The organism is Aeromonas sp. Lyrl_2 (genome assembly GCF_051948815.1).
GTDB lineage: Bacteria > Pseudomonadota > Gammaproteobacteria > Enterobacterales > Aeromonadaceae > Aeromonas > Aeromonas veronii.
In genome coordinates this window covers 58,518-76,614 of record NZ_JAYJLJ010000012.1, presented here as the reverse complement: position 1 = coordinate 76,614, position 18,097 = coordinate 58,518, and the positions used below count along the sequence as shown (strand labels likewise).

Below are 18,097 nucleotides of genomic sequence, written 5' to 3'. Positions count from 1 at the left end.
CTTTAGAGATAAAGAGTATAACCACTATCACATTTTAATTTTATTCGTTAAAATGGCATGAATTTTTATCAGATTAGGGATAATCAATGCGTACCGGCATGGAATTGAATGCGCTGAAAATTTTCATTGCAGTGGTTGAAAACAGCAGTTTTGTCGGGGCATCTAAAACCCTTCATATCCCCACCTCAAATGTGAGCCGCAGTATTTCTCAATTGGAAGAAGCCTTGAACCTTCAACTGATTGAACGCTCAACCCGCCATATGAAGCTCACACAATCAGGGCAACTGCTCTATACCCGAGTAAAACCACAGCTGGAATCACTGGAGCAAACCGAGGCTGAATTGACATCACAGCAGATTCAGCTGAAAGGGCCATTACGCATCTGCATCCCCAATGAGGCTGGGCCAAAACTGCTCGGTACTGCCATTGCCGACTTTGCCTGCCAACATCCTGAAATAACGATCAGCTGCATTACCAATCTCTCCGGACTTGAATCATTAAGAGAGGATTTGGATATGGCAATCATCATTCACAGAGGCAAGATGGATGATTGCGATTACATAGCCAGCCATTTGACCACCATTCCCTGTACTGTTGTTGGCTCCCCTTCATTGATCCAGAAGTGGGGGCTTCCCAACCACACATCACAACTCAAAACTCTCCCCTGCATAACTACGGTGAGCGCTCTGAAAGGGATGCCCTGGCAATTTACTCGCACAGGCAGTGAATTTTCCACCATCCAGGTGAATGAACACTATCGGGTCAATAGTGGCGAACTGGCGTTAAAAGCAGCCATAGCTGGTATAGGTTTTGCCATTCTTGCCAAGGTATCTTGCCAGGAGTTTATTGATGATGGCAGCTTGGTTGAAATTGAACTTGAGCTACCCGCCGCCCCATTGCAGTTGTTTGCTGTTTATGCAAATCGCCAATATCTTCCAGCTAAAACGCGTGTATTTATTGAGTTCGTACGACAAAATATTATGAGCTATCAGTAGCTAAAATCGGTAAAGCCTCAACAGGTCAGGCTGACTTTTCAAAATATTAAAAGGCGCTTTCCAGTTTTTAGCATTCGTGAGCTTTTGATTACGCTGTGCTAGTCGGATCTACGGCCCCTCACCCTGACCCTCTCCCAAGGGGAGAGGGGATCAGCCCCTGCCAACCTGTAGTCGTAGCTGTCACGCATTCCAAAATTGCTGCGATCTGGGCTCCCTTCTCCCCTTGCGGGAGAAGGGCCGGGGATGAGGGGAGCAAACCACCGACAAGCAGCAGGACGTTAAAGAAAACAGAGAGAAGTAGGGTCGATTAGCGAAGCGTAATCGTCCGCACCGCAATCTCGATGGCTATGGACATAGAGAAGAGATCTGCTGGCGTACCAGCAGAATAGCGGCAACCTGTTTTCGCGATCGTCTGATTACGCTTCGCTAATCAGACCTACGGGCCTCAGTATTTATTGACACCTCAATTATGTTTAACCCGTCACATACTCAAACAAACAAAAACATTATAATTACATTCCCACCTTTCAATTAGAAAGTTAAGAGCTGGCGTAAATATGTCCAATGAGAACAATGTTGAAAAAACCAAACAACTCATATCTACGGGCTCAGAAATAGCCGGTGCTGCCGTAGGCGGCGCTATTGGATTTTTTGCTGCAGGCCCCATCGGCGCAGCAGGAGCAGGATCACTTGGTGTTGTTTTAGCTAAGGCAGGTGCAAAGTTATTAGGAGATATTGCAGATCGGGTTATGTCTGACAGGGAAAAAACACGAGTGGGAGCAACTGCAGCAATTGCTTTTGATAAGATAAATAAAAATAACAAAGCAGGATTAAAACCAAGGGAAGATGACTTTTTTAGCTCAAAGAATGGCTCCCGTAGCCAATCAGAAGAGATCCTTGAAGGAACACTTAAAAAAGCTCGAGACGAGTATGAAGAGAAAAAGTTAGAGTTTCTAGGGAATTTTTATGCAAACGTAGCTTATTCGTCGGGAGTCAGTGTAGATGAGGCCAATTATTATTTAAGACTTTTTGATGCGATCACATATCGTCAACTATGTATTATCTGTCTCGCGTTCATGAAACCATACCATATTGACTTCCAAAACCTAAGAGATAGGGATTATCGAACTTATAACAACAGTATGCTGGCCACCAAGGCTATTTTACTTCAAGAAGTGTTTGAACTAGATAAACTGGGGCTCGTTGCCTGCAGAACTAATGATGGTAATGGATACTCAGCTTTACTTGGATGGTCTGATATTGTTCCATCTAAGATGGAACTAACGGCATTAGGAGAGAGATTTCAATCTTTATTTATGTGTGGTGGGAGGTTAACACTGTTAGATATAGACGCAGTTGCTGCACAGTTAAGATAAATAATAGGTTTTATCTACGGTTCCTTTAAATGAAGGGCGCTTTCGCGCCCTTCTATATTAATTACCCTTCCTGATTTTCTCCGGCTACCGGTTCGGTTCCGGCGGCGGGTTCAATCTCGATACGATCGACACGCTGCAAACCGCGGGGCAGCTTGGCGCCGCGGCGGCCGCGCTCGCCACGGTAGTAGTCGAGATCGGACGGTTTGAGGGTCAGCTTGCGCTTGCCGGCAAACAGAGTGACCGACTGACCCTGCGGGATCACGGCGGCCATCACCACAAACTCCTCCCGCGCCTTGACGCGAGCCGACGGAATGCTGATGAGCTTGTTGCCCTTACCCTTGCCGAGCACCGGCAAGGTGTTGAGCGGGAACAGCAGCATGCGCCCTTCGTTGGAGATGGCCATGCAGAGATCGGTCTCCGGCGAGCCGATCTTCTGGGGTGCCATCACCTGGCCCCCTTCCGGCACGGTGAGCAGCGCCTTGCCGTTCTTGTTCTTGCCGATGAGATCGTCATAGGTGCAGACAAAGCCGTAACCGGCATCGCTGGCGATCAGATACGGCTCGCCCTCGTTGCCCATCACCAGATGGCGCACCTCTTCCCCAGCCCCCAGCGCAAAGCGGCCGGTGAGCGGTTCGCCCTGACTGCGGGCGGATGGCAAGGTATGGGATTCGAGGGCGTAGGTTCGGCCCAACGTGGAGAGGAACACCGCCTGCTGGTTGCTGCGGCCACAGGCGTGGGCCAGATAGCTGTCCCCCGCCTTGTAGGAGAGCCCCTCGACATCCACGTCGTGGCCCTTGGCGGCGCGCACCCACCCCTTGTCAGAGAGGATCACGGTAACCGGCTCACTCGGGGTGAGCTCCTTCTCGGTCAGTGCCACGGCGGTGGCGCGCTCCACCAGCGGGGTGCGGCGATCGTCGCCGTACTTCTCGGCGTCCGCCAGGATCTCTTTCTTGAGCAATGTGCTGAGACGGCGCTCGGAACCCAGGATCAGTTCCAGCTTGTCGCGCTCTTCCGCCAGTTCGTTCTGCTCGGCGCGCAGCTTGAACTCTTCGAGCTTGGCCAGGTGGCGCAGTTTGAGCTCGAGGATCGCCTCGGCCTGGGTCTCGCTGATATTGAAACGCTCCATCATCACCCGGCCCGGCTCCTCCTCGGTACGGATGATCTCGATCACCTCGTCGATGTTGAGGTAGGCGATCAGCAAACCTTCGAGGATGTGCAGGCGGGCCAACACCTTGTCGAGGCGATACTGCAGGCGGCGGCGCACCGTCTCACGGCGAAAACTCAGCCACTCGGTGAGGATGGTCTTGAGGTCTTTCACCTGGGGCCGATTGTCCAGACCCAGGATGTTGAGGTTGACCCGGTAATTCTTCTCCAAGTCCGTGGTGGCGAACAGGTGGGCCATCAGCCCCTCCACATCCACCCGATTGGAGCGCGGCACTATGACCAGACGGGTCGGGTTTTCGTGGTCCGACTCATCGCGCAGATCGGTGACCATGGGCAGCTTTTTGGCCACCATCTGGGCGGCGATCTGCTCCATGATCTTGGCGCCCGAGGCCTGATGGGGCAGCGCCGTGATGACGATGTCGCCATCCTCTTCGCTCCACACCGCCCGTTGCTTGATAGAACCCTTGCCGGTCTCGTAGATTTTGCGGATATCGTCGCGCGGCGTGATGATCTCGGCATTGGTCGGGTAGTCCGGCCCCTGCACATGGGCCATCAGGGCATCCAGGCCAGCATTGGGATTATCCAGCAGTTCCACGCAGGCGTGGGCCACTTCCCGGGCGTTGTGGGGTGGGATATCGGTCGCCATCCCCACCGCGATGCCGGTCACCCCGTTGAGCAGGATGTGCGGCAGGCGGGCAGGCAGCACCACCGGCTCTTTCATGGTGCCGTCGAAGTTCGGCGTCCACTCCACCGTGCCCTGGCCGAGCTCGGAGAGCAGCAGCTCGGAGAAGCGCGACAGCCGCGCCTCGGTATAACGCATGGCGGCGAAGGATTTGGGATCGTCCGGCGCACCCCAGTTGCCCTGACCATCCACCAGCGGGTAGCGGTAGGAGAAGGGCTGGGCCATCAGCACCATGGCTTCATAACAGGCGATGTCGCCGTGGGGGTGGTACTTACCCAGCACGTCACCCACGGTACGGGCTGACTTCTTGTGCTTGGAGAGCGCCGACAGCCCCAACTCGCTCATGGCGTAGATGATGCGCCGCTGCACCGGTTTGAGGCCATCGCCGATATGCGGCAAGGCCCGATCCATGATGACGTACATGGAGTAGTTCAAGTAAGCCTGTTCGGTAAAGGTGCGCATTGGCTGGCGCTCTACCCCGTCCAGACTGAGCTCGATAGCATCACTCATATGTTTTTCTCTTGCTATGGCGCGCCCCTGGAGGGCACGCCTGAAATGCGGGTCGGCAGGTGACCGACGGCTTAAATGATGGCGAGGTTGCCCTTCTCTTCGAGCCATTCGCGGCGATCGCTCGCCCGCTTCTTGGCCAGCAGCATGTCCATCAGCTGCAGGGTCTCATCCCCTTCGGCCTCAGGCCCCATGGTGAGCTGCACCAGACGGCGAGTGTTGGGATCCATGGTGGTTTCCCGCAGCTGTTTCGGGTTCATCTCACCCAGACCCTTGAATCGGGTCACCATCACCTTGCCTTTCTTCTTCTCGGCCTCGACCCGCTGCAGCACGCCGTTCTTCTCGTCCTCGTCGAGGGCGTAGTAGACCTCTTTACCGATATCGATCCGGTAGAGGGGCGGCATGGCGACATAGACGTGGCCCTGATTGACCAGCGCGCGGAAGTGCTTCACGAACAGGGCGCAGAGCAGGGTGGCGATGTGCAGACCGTCCGAGTCCGCATCCGCGAGGATGCACACCTTGCCGTAGCGCAGGCCGCTGAGATCCTCTGAGTCGGGATCGAGCCCGATAGCGACCGAGATGTCGTGCACCTCCTGCGAGGCGAGCACCTGACCGGCCTCCACCTCCCAGGTGTTCAGGATCTTGCCGCGCAGCGGCATGATCGCCTGAAACTCGCGATCCCGCGCCTGCTTGGCGCTGCCACCCGCAGAGTCACCCTCCACCAGGAACAGCTCCCCCTGCATGGGGTCGGCGCAGTTACAGTCAGTCAGCTTGCCGGGCAGCGCCGGGCCTTGGGTAATCTTCTTGCGCACCACCGTCTTGGCGGCGCGCATCCGGCGCTGGGCGCTGGAGATGCAGATCTCGGCGATCTGCTCCGCCAGCTCGGTATTGCTGTTCAGATAGAGGCTGAAGGCATCCTTCACCACGCCGGAGACGAACGCCGAGCTCTGGCGGGAGGAGAGCCGCTCCTTGGTTTGGCCGGCAAACTGCGGATCCTGCATCTTGATGGAGAGGATATAGGCGCAGCGATCCCAGATATCTTCCGGGGTCAGCTTGACCCCGCGCGGCAACAGGTTGCGGAACTCGCAGAACTCGCGCATGGCGTCGAGCAGGCCCTGACGCAGGCCGTTGACGTGAGTACCGCCCTGCGCGGTGGGAATGAGGTTCACATAGGATTCGGCGAGGCATTCGCCCCCTTCCGGCAACCAGCAGAGCGCCCAGTCCACCGCCGATTGTTCGGAGCTGAACGAGCCGATAAAAGGCTGCTCCGGCAGGCAGGTGAACTGCTTGACCGCGTCGACCAGATAATCCTTGAGGCCATCTTCGTAGCACCACTCCAGCTTGATGCCGGTGTTCTTGTCGAGGAACTTGATGGTGAGGCCGGGGCAGAGCACGGCCTTGGCTTTGAGCAGGTGCTCCAGCTTGGTGACCGAGAACTTGGGCGAATCGAAGTAGCTCGCCTGCGGCCAGAAGCGCACCCGGGTGCCGGTGTTGCGACGACCACAGGTGCCGGTGATGGTCAGCTCCTGCACCTTCTCGCCACGCTCGAAGGCGATGTCATAGACCTGACCGTCGCGACGTACCGTCACCTCGACCCGATCGGAAAGGGCATTCACCACCGAAATACCCACCCCGTGCAGACCGCCGGAGAACTGGTAGTTCTTGTTGGAGAATTTGCCGCCCGCGTGCAGCTTGCAGAGGATCAGCTCCACCCCGCTGACACCCTCTTCCGGGTGGATATCGACCGGCATGCCGCGGCCGTCGTCGATCACTTCGAGGGACTGGTCTTCATGCAGGATCACCTCCAGATTGCGGGCGTGACCTGCCAGCGCTTCATCGACGCTGTTGTCGATGACCTCCTGGCCGAGGTGATTGGGCCGGGTGGTGTCGGTATACATGCCGGGGCGGCGACGCACCGGCTCAAGGCCATTGAGGACCTCAATGGCATCCGCATTGTATTGAGTAGACATGGAGGGCCTTGCGAATTGACGTTTGGAGGGAATCTTAACTGCTAGGCGGGGGTAGAACAAACTCCCCGCACCGAAAGCTTGATCTGGAGAAGAACAAGCAGGGCGAGACCGCCCTTATTGACTCAAACCTGACTATAACCCGAGGAAACGGATGATCTGGGCGGGGTAGCGCTCGAACGCGACAAAGGCGTGGTTGCCGCCGCACTCCAGCGAGAGGCGGGCAAAGCGGTACTCATCCAGCGCCTTGCGATAGTCGAGCACCTCATCCCCCTGCTGTTGCAGGATCCAGAGTCGCTCCGGCGCCGCCACCGGTACCGCCAGTGCCCGCAGCTCATCCATATGTTCAGGCAGCAGTACATACTGCTCACCGGTATAGGGATTGGTCTGGGGGCCGAGGTAGTCGCAAAGGAGCTCGTGCGGGCGCACCGCCGGATTGATCAGCGCCGCGCGGCAGCCGTACTGTTCGCTCACCCGGGTCGCCATAAAGCCGCCGAGTGAGCTGCCCACGGCGCCGAGCTTGAATTCACTACCATAACGACGCAGCAGATCGGCAATGGTCTGTTCGATAGCCGCCCAAGCCGCCGCCGGCGTATTGGGCTGAGCCGGAATGATCACCTCGATGTCGGGCCGATTGGCGGCCACCCAGGCAGCCATCTGCTGCGCCTTGGCGGAGCCCGGTGAGGAGTTGAAACCGTGCAGATAAAGGAGAACCGACTTCATGGAATGCTCTCCTCAATAACCGGTGGCGTTGGGGTCGGGCACAAACTGTCCCACCGGCAGGCGCCACACCTCGCTGGCCACCCGCCCATCCGGATAGAGGGTGAGATAGCGCCAGCCCGGGCCGGATTCATCCAGCGCGAAGCCGTCGGATAGCGGTTTGAACTGAATGCAGGTGGAGGGGCTGGCAATCAGCCGCACCCCGCGGTGCACCTCGTCAAACTCCTGATGAACGTGGCCGAACAGGATGGTCTTCTGCTGCGGATGACGAGCCAGCACGGCGAACAGGTCATCGGCATTCTTGAGATTGTGCTGATCCAGCCAGGCGCAGCCCACCGGTACCGCCTGATGGTGCAGGGTGATAAGGGCGTGGCGATCAGGATATTGACGCAGGGCACGGTCGAGGGCGGCCAGCTGGTGATCGCCAATCATGCCGTGGGGTTTGCCGCGCACCTGGGTGTCGAGCAGGATCACCTGCCAGTGGTCGCCCACCAGCTGTTTGGATTCGCTGATCCCGGCGGCATGGAGATATTCGGTCATCAGCGGGCTGTCATCGTGATTGCCCGGCAGCCAGTAGATGGGGCGGCCCAGGGGCGCCATCATGGAGGCGAAACGCTGATAGGATTCCGGGCTGTGATCCTGCGACAGATCGCCGGTCGCCAGAATTACCTCGTAGGGGTGTTCATTGGCCTGCACCTGTTCCAGCACGGCGGCCAGACTCTCTGCGGTGCGCACAGCCAACAGCCGCCCTTCGGCACTCGCGAAGAGGTGGGTGTCGGTAATTTGCAACAGGCGCACACTGCCGTCCTGCGCCTGGGGGAGCTCTGTTTCCAAAATCACGCTTCTTTTTATTTGTTCAACTGGAGATATTGATCGGGCTGGTACCATGTCTGAGACAAAATTTTAGCCATTCGGCCAGAAACAGATTTACCTGCTCCTTTTCGTCCCGCTGGTGCATCTTTTTATTGGGATAATCATAACGTGGTTGCAAACGGGAAATCTGTTGCGCTGCACACACTTCCGCCATCCGCACATCGTGATACAAACGAATCTCTATCTGAGCTTGTAAATATTCGGGCAATTCGGGGTTGTGCTGGCTCAGGATCACCTGATTGGTGAAGCGACTCTCGCCAATGATGGTGAGCTGGAACTGCAGATCGTTGCCGACCCGATAGCGGCGCTCGGCGCCGACTTCCCCATCAGGCGGCAGCAGTTTCATCAACGCCATGTAGTTGACCTCGCAGGTACGCTGCAAGGACATCAGATCAGGCACATAGCGCCTGCTCTGTTGCAGGGTCAGCGCCACCTCAGCGATCCGCCAGCCAGCGGGCGCGCAGCTCGCCGTGGTTGAGAGCAAGCCACTGCAGGGCGATGACCGAGGCCGCATTGTCGATGCGCCCCTCTTTGAGCCAGGCATAGGCCTGCTCGCGGCTCACCACGTGCACCCGGATATCTTCGCCCTCATCAGCCAGACCGTGCAGACCACTCGCCTTGCTGGCATCCACCTCGCCCACAAAGACCTCGATCCGCTCGGTGCTACCGCCCGGGCTCACCAGATAGCTGATGGCATGCTCGCAGCGGGCCACCTCGATCCCGGCCTCTTCCACCGCTTCGCGGCGCACCACCGCCTCGGCGGTCTCCCCTTCGTCGATAATGCCGGCCACCAGCTCCAGCAGCCAAGGGGTCGGGCTGGTCTCCATTGCGCCGATACGGAACTGCTCCACCAGTACGATCTGGTCGCGTACCGGATCATAGGGCAGCAGCGCGGCAGCATGGCCCCGCTCGAACAGCTCGCGCACGATGGGCTGGTTCCAGCCGCCCGCAAATAACCGATGCTGCAGACGATAGACGTTCACCTTGAAGAAGCCGTTATATCCAGCTGATTTTTCAATGATTTTTACATCATCGGCGGCGTAATGCCGATCTTGCGGCAAGGGTTGCTGCGACATCCGGGGCTCCCGTCAGCTTGACTTGTATCAGTTTGACCATAAAATCCGAGGAACATGAATGAACGTTCATTCACTCGGCGTGCCATGGTAATGAGGGGTGGATTTTAGCAGCCACAGACCATTTGGCTAGGCGCGCGGGGAGAAAACTGCGTCCGGTTCTTGACGTTCCCGTCACCGGACCTGAGACTCTTAGCATTAAATTTTGCTTATAGTAGAGTGATTAAGCTGCAATCAAGCTTGGTCGGTGACAATATTTGCCTCTCCAGCAACCAGTTTGGGTTACTACATAAGGTTAAAACGATCTATGAAAAGAACACTTTTGTCAGTCATGGTGTTGCTGGGCGTCAGTGCCGGTGCCCATGCCGAAAACCTGCTCGACATCTACCAGCAAGCCCAGATCAAAGACCCGCAGTTGCTGCAGTCCAAAGCCGTTCGCGACCAGGCCTTCGAGAAGATCAACGAATCCCGTGCCCCTCTGCTGCCCCAGATCGATCTGGGTGCCGGGCTCAATTATCTGCAAAACAAGAACGATACCCAGAGCAATACCAACGCCAAGGGCGAGGTGACGCTGTCGCAATCCCTCTATCGTCGCAGTAACTGGGTCAATCTGGATATCAGCGAGAAGCAGGCCACCCAGTCAGATGTCGCCTACAACCTCGAGATCCAGAACCTGATGGTGCGCACCGCCAAAGCCTACTTTGATGTGCTCAAGGCGATGGATACCCTGGAGTTCGTCCGTGCCAACAAGGTTGCCGTAGAGCGTCAGCTGGAGCAAACCCAGCAGCGTTTCGAAGTGGGCCTGACCGCCATCACCGACGTCCATGAAGCCGAAGCCTCCCGCGACCAGGCGCTGGCTGACGAGATCAATGCCGAAAACTCGCTGGACAACAGCTACGAGACCCTGCGCGAGCTGACCGGTATCGATCATCGCAATCTGGACGTGCTGAACACCGATCGTTTCAGCCCGCAGAAGACCGCCTTCGGCTCCGACAAGTGGCTGGAGCTGGCGCTGGACAAGAACCTGCAACTGCACAGTGCCCGCATCAGCAAGGACATTGCCAAGGAGCAGATCGATCTGGCCAAAACCGGCCATGAGCCGACTCTGGATCTGGGTGCCGGACTGCAAACCAGCAATACCGATTACAAGCTGGATAGCATTCCGGGCGGCAATGACAATCAGGCCAATATCGGTCTGACCTTCAAGCTGCCCATCTACAGCGGTGGCGCCACCAGCTCCAAGGTGAAGCAGGCTCAATACAACTACGTAGCGGCCAGTGAACTGCTGGAGAAGAACTTCCGCTCGGTGCAGAGCACAGTACGCTCCTCCTACAACAACGTGAACGCCAGCATCGGCTCGGTGCGCGCCTACAGCCAGTCTGTGGTCTCCGCCGACAGCGCCCTGAAGGCGACCGAAGCCGGTTACGAAGTAGGTACCCGTACCATCGTCGACGTGCTGGACTCCACTCGCAAGCTGTACGAGGCCAAGCAGAAGCTCTCCGAAGCCCGTTACAACTACATTCTCAATATCCTGAGCCTGAAACAGGCTGCCGGTATTCTGGAAGCGCAGGATCTGGTGGAAGTAAACCAGGGTCTAATGCCTGCCACGGCAAAAGCCAGAGGCTGATAGCCGCTATCGGACATGAAAAAGGCGACCGCAAGGTCGCCTTTTTGTTATCCGTATTTCTGTCGGCTTGCTACCGCCGATAGAGAGCCCCGCCAGATTGCGGGGCCAGTGGCGCGTTAGCCGCGCTCGCGGATCGTCTTGATGATGTCGGTGGTGGAGCAGCCATCCTCGAAGTTGAGAACTCGCACCTGGCCGCCATTGGCGGTCACCTCGGCGTAACCGGCGATATCTTCCGGCTTGTAGTCGCCGCCCTTGACCAACAGGTCGGGCAGGATTTCGGCGATCAGGCGCTGCGGGGTATCCTCGGAGAAGGGCACAACCCAGTCCACCGCGCCCAGCGCAGCCAGTACGGCCATGCGACGCTCGGTCGGGTTGACCGGACGACCCGGCCCTTTCAGACGGCGAACCGACTCGTCGGTGTTGACCGCCACGATCAGGCGATCCCCCAGCTTGCCGGCGTTGGCCAGATAGGAGACATGGCCGGCGTGCAGGATGTCGAAGCAGCCGTTAGTCATCACCACCTTCTCGCCACGCAGACGGGCGGCACGAACCGCTACTTTCAGCTGGGCTTCGGACATGACGCCGAAGCCGGTCTCCTGCTCGGTGTAAAGTGCATTGGCCAGCTCGACCGGACTGACGGTGGAGGTACCCAGCTTGCCGACCACGATACCGGCAGCGGTATTGGCCAGCGCGCAGGCTTCGTCCAGGCTCTTGCCTGCCGCCAGTGAGGTAGCCAGAGTGGAGATGACGGTATCACCGGCACCGGTCACATCATAAACCTCGTGGGCCTGAGCCGGCAGATGCAGCTCCGGCTGACCTTCGCGGATCAGGGTCATGCCGTTCTCGGAACGGGTAACCAGCAGGGCATCCAGCTCGAAACGCTTGACCAGATCCAGTCCCTTGGCGACCAGCTCCTCTTCGCTCTTCACCTTGCCCACCACGGCCTCGAACTCGGACATGTTGGGGGTCAGCAGGGTGGCACCGCGGTACTTCTCGAAGTCGGTACCCTTGGGGTCGACCAGCACCGGAATACCGGCGGCACGGGCTCGCTGGATCATGCCGGGCACATCGTTGAGAGCACCCTTGCCATAGTCGGAAAGGATCATCACGTCGCTGTTTGGCAGCGCCTGCTCGACCTTGCTCATCAGCAGAGTGGCATCGACGGAGTGGAAGGGCTCTTCAAAGTCCAGACGCAGCAGCTGCTGGTTGCGGGACAGCACCCGCAGCTTGGTGATAGTCGGGAAGTCGGCCAGACGAACGAAATCACAGGCCACCTTGACGCCAGCCATTTGGCCAGCCAAGGCATCGGCAGCCTCGTCCTGACCGGTCAGGCCAAGCAGCACAGCGTGGGCGCCAAGGGCAGCGGAGTTGAGGGCCACGTTGGCCGCGCCACCGGGACGCTCCTCAATGTGTTCAACCTTGACCACGGGCACCGGCGCCTCGGGGGAGATCCGACCGGTAGGGCCATGCCAGTAACGGTCCAACATGACATCGCCAACGACCAGAACGCGGGCTTTTTCAAAATCGGGCAGGGTGATCTTCATCTGTATCGACTCTCAAAACCTGAAAAATCAGCGGGCGATTTTATCACACTCTTTTATCCGGTGTAGAAAAAGCCGACCGCAGTTGCCGCCGCTGTCACGCTAACCGGACGCAGGCTACCCCTCTGACCAGCACACAGCCATTCGCCCCCGCCCCCTCTTTTCGGCTAGAATCCCCCGATTGTGTTTGCGAACAAGAGATTAGCCATGGCCCATGACAACGCTCCCCGCCTGGAGCCCCGCCTGTTTCATCCCCGTTACTGGGCCAGCTGGTTCGGCCTCGGCCTGCTCTGGCTGCTGACCCTGCTGCCGTGGCGCAGCCAGATGTGGCTGGGCCGTCAGCTCGGTCGCCTCGCCGCCAAGATTTTGAAGTCCCGGGTCAAGATTGCCCGTCGCAATCTGGAGCTGGCGATGCCCGAGCTGACCCGGGATGAGCGGGAGAAACTGCTCAAGGCAAACTTCGAGAGCGTGGGCTGCGCCGTGTTCGAGGTGGGAATCGCCTGGTTCTGGCCAGACTGGCGGATGCGCAACCTGATGAAGGTGGAAGGGGAAGAGCACGTCATCGCCGCCATGGAAAAAGGTCAGGGCATGCTGCTGCTCTCCTGCCACTTCCTGACGCTGGAACTCAACGCCCGCTGTTTCGGGCTGGTGCGCCCCGGCGTGGGGGTCTATCGCCCCAACACCAATCCGGTGCTGGAGTATGCCCAGTATCACGGTCGCTGCGCCTCCAACAAATATCTGGTAGACCGGATGGATGTGAAGGGGATGATCAAGGCGCTGCGCAACGGCGACGCCCTCTGGTACGCGCCGGATCACGACTACGGCAGCCACGCCAGCGTGTTCGTGCCTTACTTCGCGGTGGAGCAGGCCGCCACCATCACCGGCACCGCCACCCTGGCGCGGGTGAAGAACACCGTCACCCTCCCCTGCTACAACATCCGCACCAGAGAGGGTTACACCCTGCATATCGGGGCACCGCTCGCCGACTACCCCAGCGGTGACGACATGATCGATGCCGCCCGCGCCAACCGCGAGATTGAAGCCGCTGTGCGCAAGGCGCCGGAGCAGTACATGTGGCTCCATCGCCGCTTCAAGACCCGCCCCTCCCCCGAGGATGCCGGTTTCTACTAAACCGCAGCCCCCGACAGGGGATAGCTCGTAAAAACCGACAAACCGCCTGCTGGCGGTTTGTTTTTATCTGCTAAGCAAGCTCCCCGAACATCTGCCGCTCGATAACATCCTGCATGTTGGCGCCCATTCCCATCAGCCAGCAGCAAAAGAGCCCTCATCACCGACCGTAAAAACTGAAAGCGGGTTACAAATTTATTGATTCATTGGTAAGCAATGGAGTGTTGCGATAGATCCATCGTCACTACCCACTGATGAGTAATTGAGTGATTTGTCCCATTCGAATACAAAAATTGAATTTGTGACGAAAGTCACTATTCAGCAAGAGAGCCACAAAACAACTTTAGTGATTTGAGTCACAAAAAATGACCATGCAAAACAGAAAAGATCGAAATGTAGCCGAATTACAGCATGGGAATGTGATGTGGGTCACTGGTTATGGAGGGGGTATCGCTGGGTATCCGAGATCTGGATCACAAGACACCCCGTTTTCAGCCTAATTTGATCGCAAGCTGGTAGATTGAAGTTGCTTAGACGACAGGGATGGAGGTTCGGCAAAACCGGCCATCCCGAACTACCACTTTTAATCAAACAGGCTTAAAACGGGGTCCCGACATGTTATCACCGGATACCAAAGTCAAGATACAGAATTTTGGACGCTTCCTGTCCAATATGGTCATGCCCAACATAGGCGCCTTTATCGCCTGGGGCTTTATTACCGCCCTCTTTATCCCCACCGGCTGGCTGCCCAATGAAACCTTGGCCAAGCTGGTCGGCCCCATGATCACCTACTTGCTGCCGCTGCTGATTGGCTACACCGGCGGCAAGCTGATGGGCGGTGATCGTGGCGGCGTGGTCGGTGCCATCACCACCATGGGAGTCATCGTGGGGACCGACATTCCCATGTTCATGGGCGCCATGATGGTCGGCCCGCTCGGTGGCTGGGCCATCAAGCGCTTCGACAAGGCGATGGACGGTCGCGTCAAGAGCGGCTTCGAGATGCTGGTCAACAACTTCTCTGCCGGTCTTATCGGCATGCTGCTGGCAATCCTCGCCTTCTTCGTGATCGGCCCCTTCGTCAAGGTGCTCTCCGGCGTGCTGGCCGGTGGCGTCGGCTTCCTGGTGGATAACCACATGCTGCCGCTCACCTCCATCTTCGTCGAGCCGGCAAAGATCCTGTTCCTCAACAACGCTATCAACCACGGCATCTTCTCGCCGCTGGGGATCCAGCAGGCGACCGAGCACGGCAGCTCTATCTTCTTCCTGATCGAAGCGAACCCGGGCCCGGGCATGGGCGTGCTGCTGGCCTACATGGTGTTCGGTCGCGGCGCCGCCAAGCAGTCCGCAGCCGGTGCCTCCATCATTCACTTCTTCGGCGGCATCCACGAGATCTACTTCCCGTATGTGCTGATGAACCCGCGCCTTATTCTGGCGGTGATCGCCGGCGGCATGACCGGGGTCTTTACCCTGACCCTGTTCAATGCCGGTCTGGTCTCCCCTGCCTCACCGGGTTCCATCTTCGCCGTGCTGTTGATGACGCCGAAAGCCTCCCTGATCGGAGTCGCCCTCTCCATCATCAGCGCCACCCTGGTCTCCTTCCTGGTCGCCGCCGTGTTCGTCCGCGCCCAGCAGCCGGAGGCTGACGAGGCCGATGCCCTCGGTGAAGCCACCCGCAAGATGAAAGCCATGAAGGGCGGCAAGCCCGAAACCGCAGCGGCCAAGAAGCCGGGCGGCGAACTGATGGCGGTACGCAATATTGTGGTTGCCTGCGATGCGGGCATGGGCTCCAGCGCCATGGGCGCCGGCATGCTGCGCAAGCGGGTGCAGGCCGCAGGGCTCGATATCAGCGTCACCAACCGCGCCATCGATCAGCTCGACGATCAGGTGGACTGGGTCATCACCCACAAGGATCTGACCGAGCGGGCCCGTCGCCATGCGCCGAATGCTCATCATATTTCCCTGACCAACTTCCTCGACAACGGCCTCTATCAGGAGCTGGTACAGAGCCTGAGCCGCGCTGCCAACGATGATGTCGCCAACCCGCAACTACTGGTGGCGGCCAACGACGACAGCTACGAGCCGCAGGCAGCCGAAGTCTTTACCCTGAGCCGTCATGACGTGCATCTGGGGCTGAAAGCGGACAACAAGGAGGCCGCCATCCTGACAGCAGGCCGACTGCTGGCGGAGCGGGGCTACGTGGCGCCCGACTACGTCAACGCCATGCTGGAGCGTGAACAGCTGGTCTCCACCTACCTCGGCGAATCCATCGCCGTGCCCCACGGCACCATAGCCGCCAAGGAGTTTGTGAAGCGTACCGGCATCGTCATTTGCCAGTACCCGGCCGGGGTCGCCTTTGGCGAGGCTGCCGATGAGGTAGCGCGGCTGGTGATCGGCATCGCCGCCCGCAACGACGAACACATGCAGGTGATAACCCGCCTGACCAATGCACTGGATGAACCCGGTCTCATCGACCGGCTGGCCAGCACCACGGATCCCCAGGCCTTCCTGGATCTGCTGGGTGCCGAACAGGCTGCGTAATCATCTTTCATCGTCTTTGGTTCAAGAGGTTAATATCATGAAAACATTGCATTTTGGTGCTGGTAACATCGGTCGCGGCTTTATCGGCAAAGTGCTGGCGGATGCCAGCCATCAGGTCACCTTCGCCGACGTCAACGACCCCCTGATCGACCAGCTCAACCACCGTCAGGAGTACAAGGTCCATGTAGTAGGGGCGGATCAGAAGCTGGACGTGGTGCGCAACGTGGCGGCGGTGAGTTCCGCCGGTCACGAGGTGATCGCCCGTATCATCACCGCCGATCTGGTCACCACGGCAGTAGGCCCCAACATTCTGGACAAGATTGCCAGCACCCTGGCCAAGGGGCTGCAAGCTCGCTTCGATGCCGGCAACCTGACACCACTCAACGTGATCGCCTGCGAAAACATGGTGCGCGGCACCAGCCACCTCAAGCGGGAGGTACTCAAGTACCTGCCGGTCGCGTATCATGCCACGCTCGAATCCTGTATCGGCTTCGTCGACTCGGCGGTGGATCGCATCGTGCCGCCCGCCGCGGCTGCCAACGATGATCCGCTGGAAGTGACGGTAGAGAGCTTCAGCGAGTGGATCGTCGACCAGACCCAGTTCAAGGGGGAGCTGCCACAGGTGGCAGGCATGGAGCCCACCGACAACCTGATGGCCTTCGTCGAGCGCAAGCTGTTCACCCTCAACACCGGCCACATCGTCACCGCCTACCTCGGCAAGTTGCGGGGCTACCACACAGTGCGCGAGGCGATCGAAGATCCGGTGATCCGCAGCAAGGTGCGCCGCGCCATGGAGGAGAGCGGTGCCGTACTGGTGAAACGCTACGGCTTCGACCCGCGTCTGCACGCCGCCTACATCGAGAAGATCCTGGCCCGCTTCGCCAACCCCTATCTGGTGGACGAGATTGACCGGGTCGGTCGTCAGCCGCTGCGCAAGCTGGCGGCGGGAGATCGACTGGTGAAGCCGCTGCTGGGCACCCTGGAGTACGGCCTGCCGAGCGATCAGTTGCAGGAGGGGATCGCCGCGGCGCTCCACTATCGCAATGCCGATGACCCGCAGGCGGTGGAGCTGCAAGCCCTGCTGGCGGAGCTTGGCCCGGCCAAAGCGCTGGCCCGCGTCACCGGACTGGATGAAGAGAGCGAAGTGGTTCGCGCCATCGTCGCCCGTTACGAAACCCTGTAATAACCCTGCTTGCGGCGCATTCAGCCACCACTGATAGCGCGCCAAGCGCTTGAATGGCAAGGGAATGTGCCCCATATGATAAAAACCGGGAGAGAGGCCCACTCTCTCCCTGTCAGCTGGACCCAATGCACCTATGACCACACACCAGGAAGATGAAGTACTGGAACGACTGAATGAGCAGGATGGCCCCCGCGGCTTCTTTCTCGAAGCCGTGACCATCCTGGAAGAGGCGGTCGACTCCCTGATGCGACGCGCGTTCCGTCAGGAGGAGTATGCCGTCAAATACGCCATCGAACCCCTGCTCAACCAGAGCGGCCCCCTCGGCCAGCTGGAGGTGCGCCTCAAGCTCATCTTCGCCCTCGGCCTCATCTCACTCGAGCGCTATCAGGATATCGAAGCCTATATCAAGATCCGCGACTTTCTGGTGCGCGACCCCAAGGATTACCGCTTCAGCGACAAACCGATCCGCGACCTGCTCGACCGCCTGCACGGGGTCAATCAGGGCGGCATGATGAAGCTGGAGCCCCCCGCCAGCGAAGAGGATTGGGCCTTCTACCAGATGCAGCTCAACCGGCTCGATCAGATGGTGCGCTCCGCACTGGTACTGGCGCTGGCCGACTGCGTCGGCGAGCTCCACAAGGAGAGCCCCATCTAATCCGGCCCCGAGGCCACACCATCACCACGGTTGGCGTCTGGCTGGCGCCCTTCACACCACCGCCAGCC

At 58.7% G+C, this 18,097-nt stretch carries 14 protein-coding genes; 7 read left to right on the top strand and 7 right to left on the bottom strand.

Translation table 11 applies throughout. From position 1 onward, the window contains the following. Positions 1–86: 86 nt before the first annotated feature. Together VF684_RS12320 and VF684_RS12315 are read left to right on the top strand one after the other, a co-directional pair. Entirely contained in the window at positions 87–995 is a 909-nt protein-coding gene (locus VF684_RS12320) for a LysR family transcriptional regulator (protein WP_440174282.1), read from the top strand. A gap of 557 nt (positions 996–1,552) precedes the next feature. Beyond that, positions 1,553–2,371 carry a hypothetical protein gene (locus VF684_RS12315; RefSeq protein ID WP_139440926.1) on the top strand — a complete coding sequence of 273 codons (819 nt, stop codon included), beginning with the start codon at positions 1,553–1,555 and terminating at the stop codon, positions 2,369–2,371. A gap of 61 nt (positions 2,372–2,432) precedes the next feature. On the opposite strand, the gene parC is transcribed toward VF684_RS12315, so the two are convergent. From parC to nudF, 6 genes are all read right to left on the bottom strand, one after another. Further along, positions 2,433–4,727: a DNA topoisomerase IV subunit A gene (gene parC, locus VF684_RS12310; RefSeq protein WP_440174281.1), complete on the bottom strand. Its 2,295-nt coding sequence runs from the start codon at positions 4,725–4,727 to the stop codon at positions 2,433–2,435. A gap of 71 nt (positions 4,728–4,798) precedes the next feature. Beyond that, positions 4,799–6,694, bottom strand: a complete 1,896-nt coding sequence (gene parE, locus VF684_RS12305; protein ID WP_439977870.1) for a DNA topoisomerase IV subunit B — start codon at positions 6,692–6,694, stop codon at positions 4,799–4,801. A 132-nt stretch (positions 6,695–6,826) separates the two neighbouring features. Next, on the bottom strand, positions 6,827–7,414 hold the full coding sequence (locus VF684_RS12300) for a YqiA/YcfP family alpha/beta fold hydrolase (protein ID WP_139440923.1): 588 nt from the start codon (positions 7,412–7,414) through the stop codon (positions 6,827–6,829). Between the two features lie 12 nt (positions 7,415–7,426). Continuing rightward, positions 7,427–8,245 (bottom strand): 3',5'-cyclic-AMP phosphodiesterase, encoded by an 819-nt coding sequence (gene cpdA, locus VF684_RS12295; protein ID WP_041202814.1) that lies wholly within the window; start codon positions 8,243–8,245, stop codon positions 7,427–7,429. 22 nt (positions 8,246–8,267) lie between these two features. Then, entirely contained in the window at positions 8,268–8,672 is a 405-nt protein-coding gene (locus tag VF684_RS12290; protein WP_202411252.1) for a DUF1249 domain-containing protein, read from the bottom strand. Between the two features lie 46 nt (positions 8,673–8,718). After that, a complete protein-coding gene (gene nudF, locus VF684_RS12285; RefSeq protein WP_064335385.1) occupies positions 8,719–9,360 on the bottom strand; it encodes an ADP-ribose diphosphatase in 642 nt (213 codons plus the stop codon). A 304-nt stretch (positions 9,361–9,664) separates the two neighbouring features. Here nudF and tolC point away from each other — a divergent pair, with 304 nt between their 5' ends. Then, a complete protein-coding gene (tolC, locus tag VF684_RS12280) occupies positions 9,665–10,984 on the top strand; it encodes an outer membrane channel protein TolC (RefSeq protein ID WP_139440922.1) in 1,320 nt (439 codons plus the stop codon). Between the two features lie 116 nt (positions 10,985–11,100). Here tolC and hldE read toward each other — a convergent pair whose 3' ends face one another. Continuing rightward, positions 11,101–12,528 (bottom strand): bifunctional D-glycero-beta-D-manno-heptose-7-phosphate kinase/D-glycero-beta-D-manno-heptose 1-phosphate adenylyltransferase HldE, encoded by a 1,428-nt coding sequence (gene hldE / locus VF684_RS12275; RefSeq protein WP_139440921.1) that lies wholly within the window; start codon positions 12,526–12,528, stop codon positions 11,101–11,103. 204 nt (positions 12,529–12,732) lie between these two features. Between hldE and lpxL the strand changes: the two genes are divergently transcribed. From lpxL to VF684_RS12255, 4 genes are all read left to right on the top strand, one after another. Further along, positions 12,733–13,656 carry an LpxL/LpxP family Kdo(2)-lipid IV(A) lauroyl/palmitoleoyl acyltransferase gene (gene lpxL, locus VF684_RS12270; protein WP_139440920.1) on the top strand — a complete coding sequence of 308 codons (924 nt, stop codon included), beginning with the start codon at positions 12,733–12,735 and terminating at the stop codon, positions 13,654–13,656. A gap of 612 nt (positions 13,657–14,268) precedes the next feature. Further along, positions 14,269–16,191, top strand: a complete 1,923-nt coding sequence (locus tag VF684_RS12265; protein WP_113739878.1) for a PTS mannitol transporter subunit IICBA — start codon at positions 14,269–14,271, stop codon at positions 16,189–16,191. Between the two features lie 37 nt (positions 16,192–16,228). Further along, the gene (locus VF684_RS12260) at positions 16,229–17,374 is read left to right on the top strand and encodes a mannitol-1-phosphate 5-dehydrogenase (protein WP_162516389.1); all 1,146 of its coding nucleotides are present in this window, start codon (positions 16,229–16,231) and stop codon (positions 17,372–17,374) included. Positions 17,375–17,507: 133 nt separating this feature from the next. Then, positions 17,508–18,029 carry an MltR family transcriptional regulator gene (locus tag VF684_RS12255; protein ID WP_005335907.1) on the top strand — a complete coding sequence of 174 codons (522 nt, stop codon included), beginning with the start codon at positions 17,508–17,510 and terminating at the stop codon, positions 18,027–18,029. Positions 18,030–18,097: the final 68 nt, after the last annotated feature.

What these genes read in the sequence shown, in the direction of transcription:
- VF684_RS12320 (WP_440174282.1), top strand. Translation starts at nt 87, where the DNA reads ATGCGTACCGGCATGGAATTGAATGCGCTGAAAATTTTCATTGCAGTG.
- VF684_RS12315 (WP_139440926.1), top strand. Translation starts at nt 1,553, where the DNA reads ATGTCCAATGAGAACAATGTTGAAAAAACCAAACAACTCATATCTACG.
- parC (WP_440174281.1), bottom strand. Translation starts at nt 4,727, where the DNA reads ATGAGTGATGCTATCGAGCTCAGTCTGGACGGGGTAGAGCGCCAGCCA.
- parE (WP_439977870.1), bottom strand. Translation starts at nt 6,694, where the DNA reads ATGTCTACTCAATACAATGCGGATGCCATTGAGGTCCTCAATGGCCTT.
- VF684_RS12300 (WP_139440923.1), bottom strand. Translation starts at nt 7,414, where the DNA reads ATGAAGTCGGTTCTCCTTTATCTGCACGGTTTCAACTCCTCACCGGGC.
- VF684_RS12290 (WP_202411252.1), bottom strand. Translation starts at nt 8,672, where the DNA reads ATGTCCTTGCAGCGTACCTGCGAGGTCAACTACATGGCGTTGATGAAA.
- nudF (WP_064335385.1), bottom strand. Translation starts at nt 9,360, where the DNA reads ATGTCGCAGCAACCCTTGCCGCAAGATCGGCATTACGCCGCCGATGAT.
- tolC (WP_139440922.1), top strand. Translation starts at nt 9,665, where the DNA reads ATGAAAAGAACACTTTTGTCAGTCATGGTGTTGCTGGGCGTCAGTGCC.
- hldE (WP_139440921.1), bottom strand. Translation starts at nt 12,528, where the DNA reads ATGAAGATCACCCTGCCCGATTTTGAAAAAGCCCGCGTTCTGGTCGTT.
- lpxL (WP_139440920.1), top strand. Translation starts at nt 12,733, where the DNA reads ATGGCCCATGACAACGCTCCCCGCCTGGAGCCCCGCCTGTTTCATCCC.
- VF684_RS12265 (WP_113739878.1), top strand. Translation starts at nt 14,269, where the DNA reads ATGTTATCACCGGATACCAAAGTCAAGATACAGAATTTTGGACGCTTC.
- VF684_RS12260 (WP_162516389.1), top strand. Translation starts at nt 16,229, where the DNA reads ATGAAAACATTGCATTTTGGTGCTGGTAACATCGGTCGCGGCTTTATC.
- VF684_RS12255 (WP_005335907.1), top strand. Translation starts at nt 17,508, where the DNA reads ATGACCACACACCAGGAAGATGAAGTACTGGAACGACTGAATGAGCAG.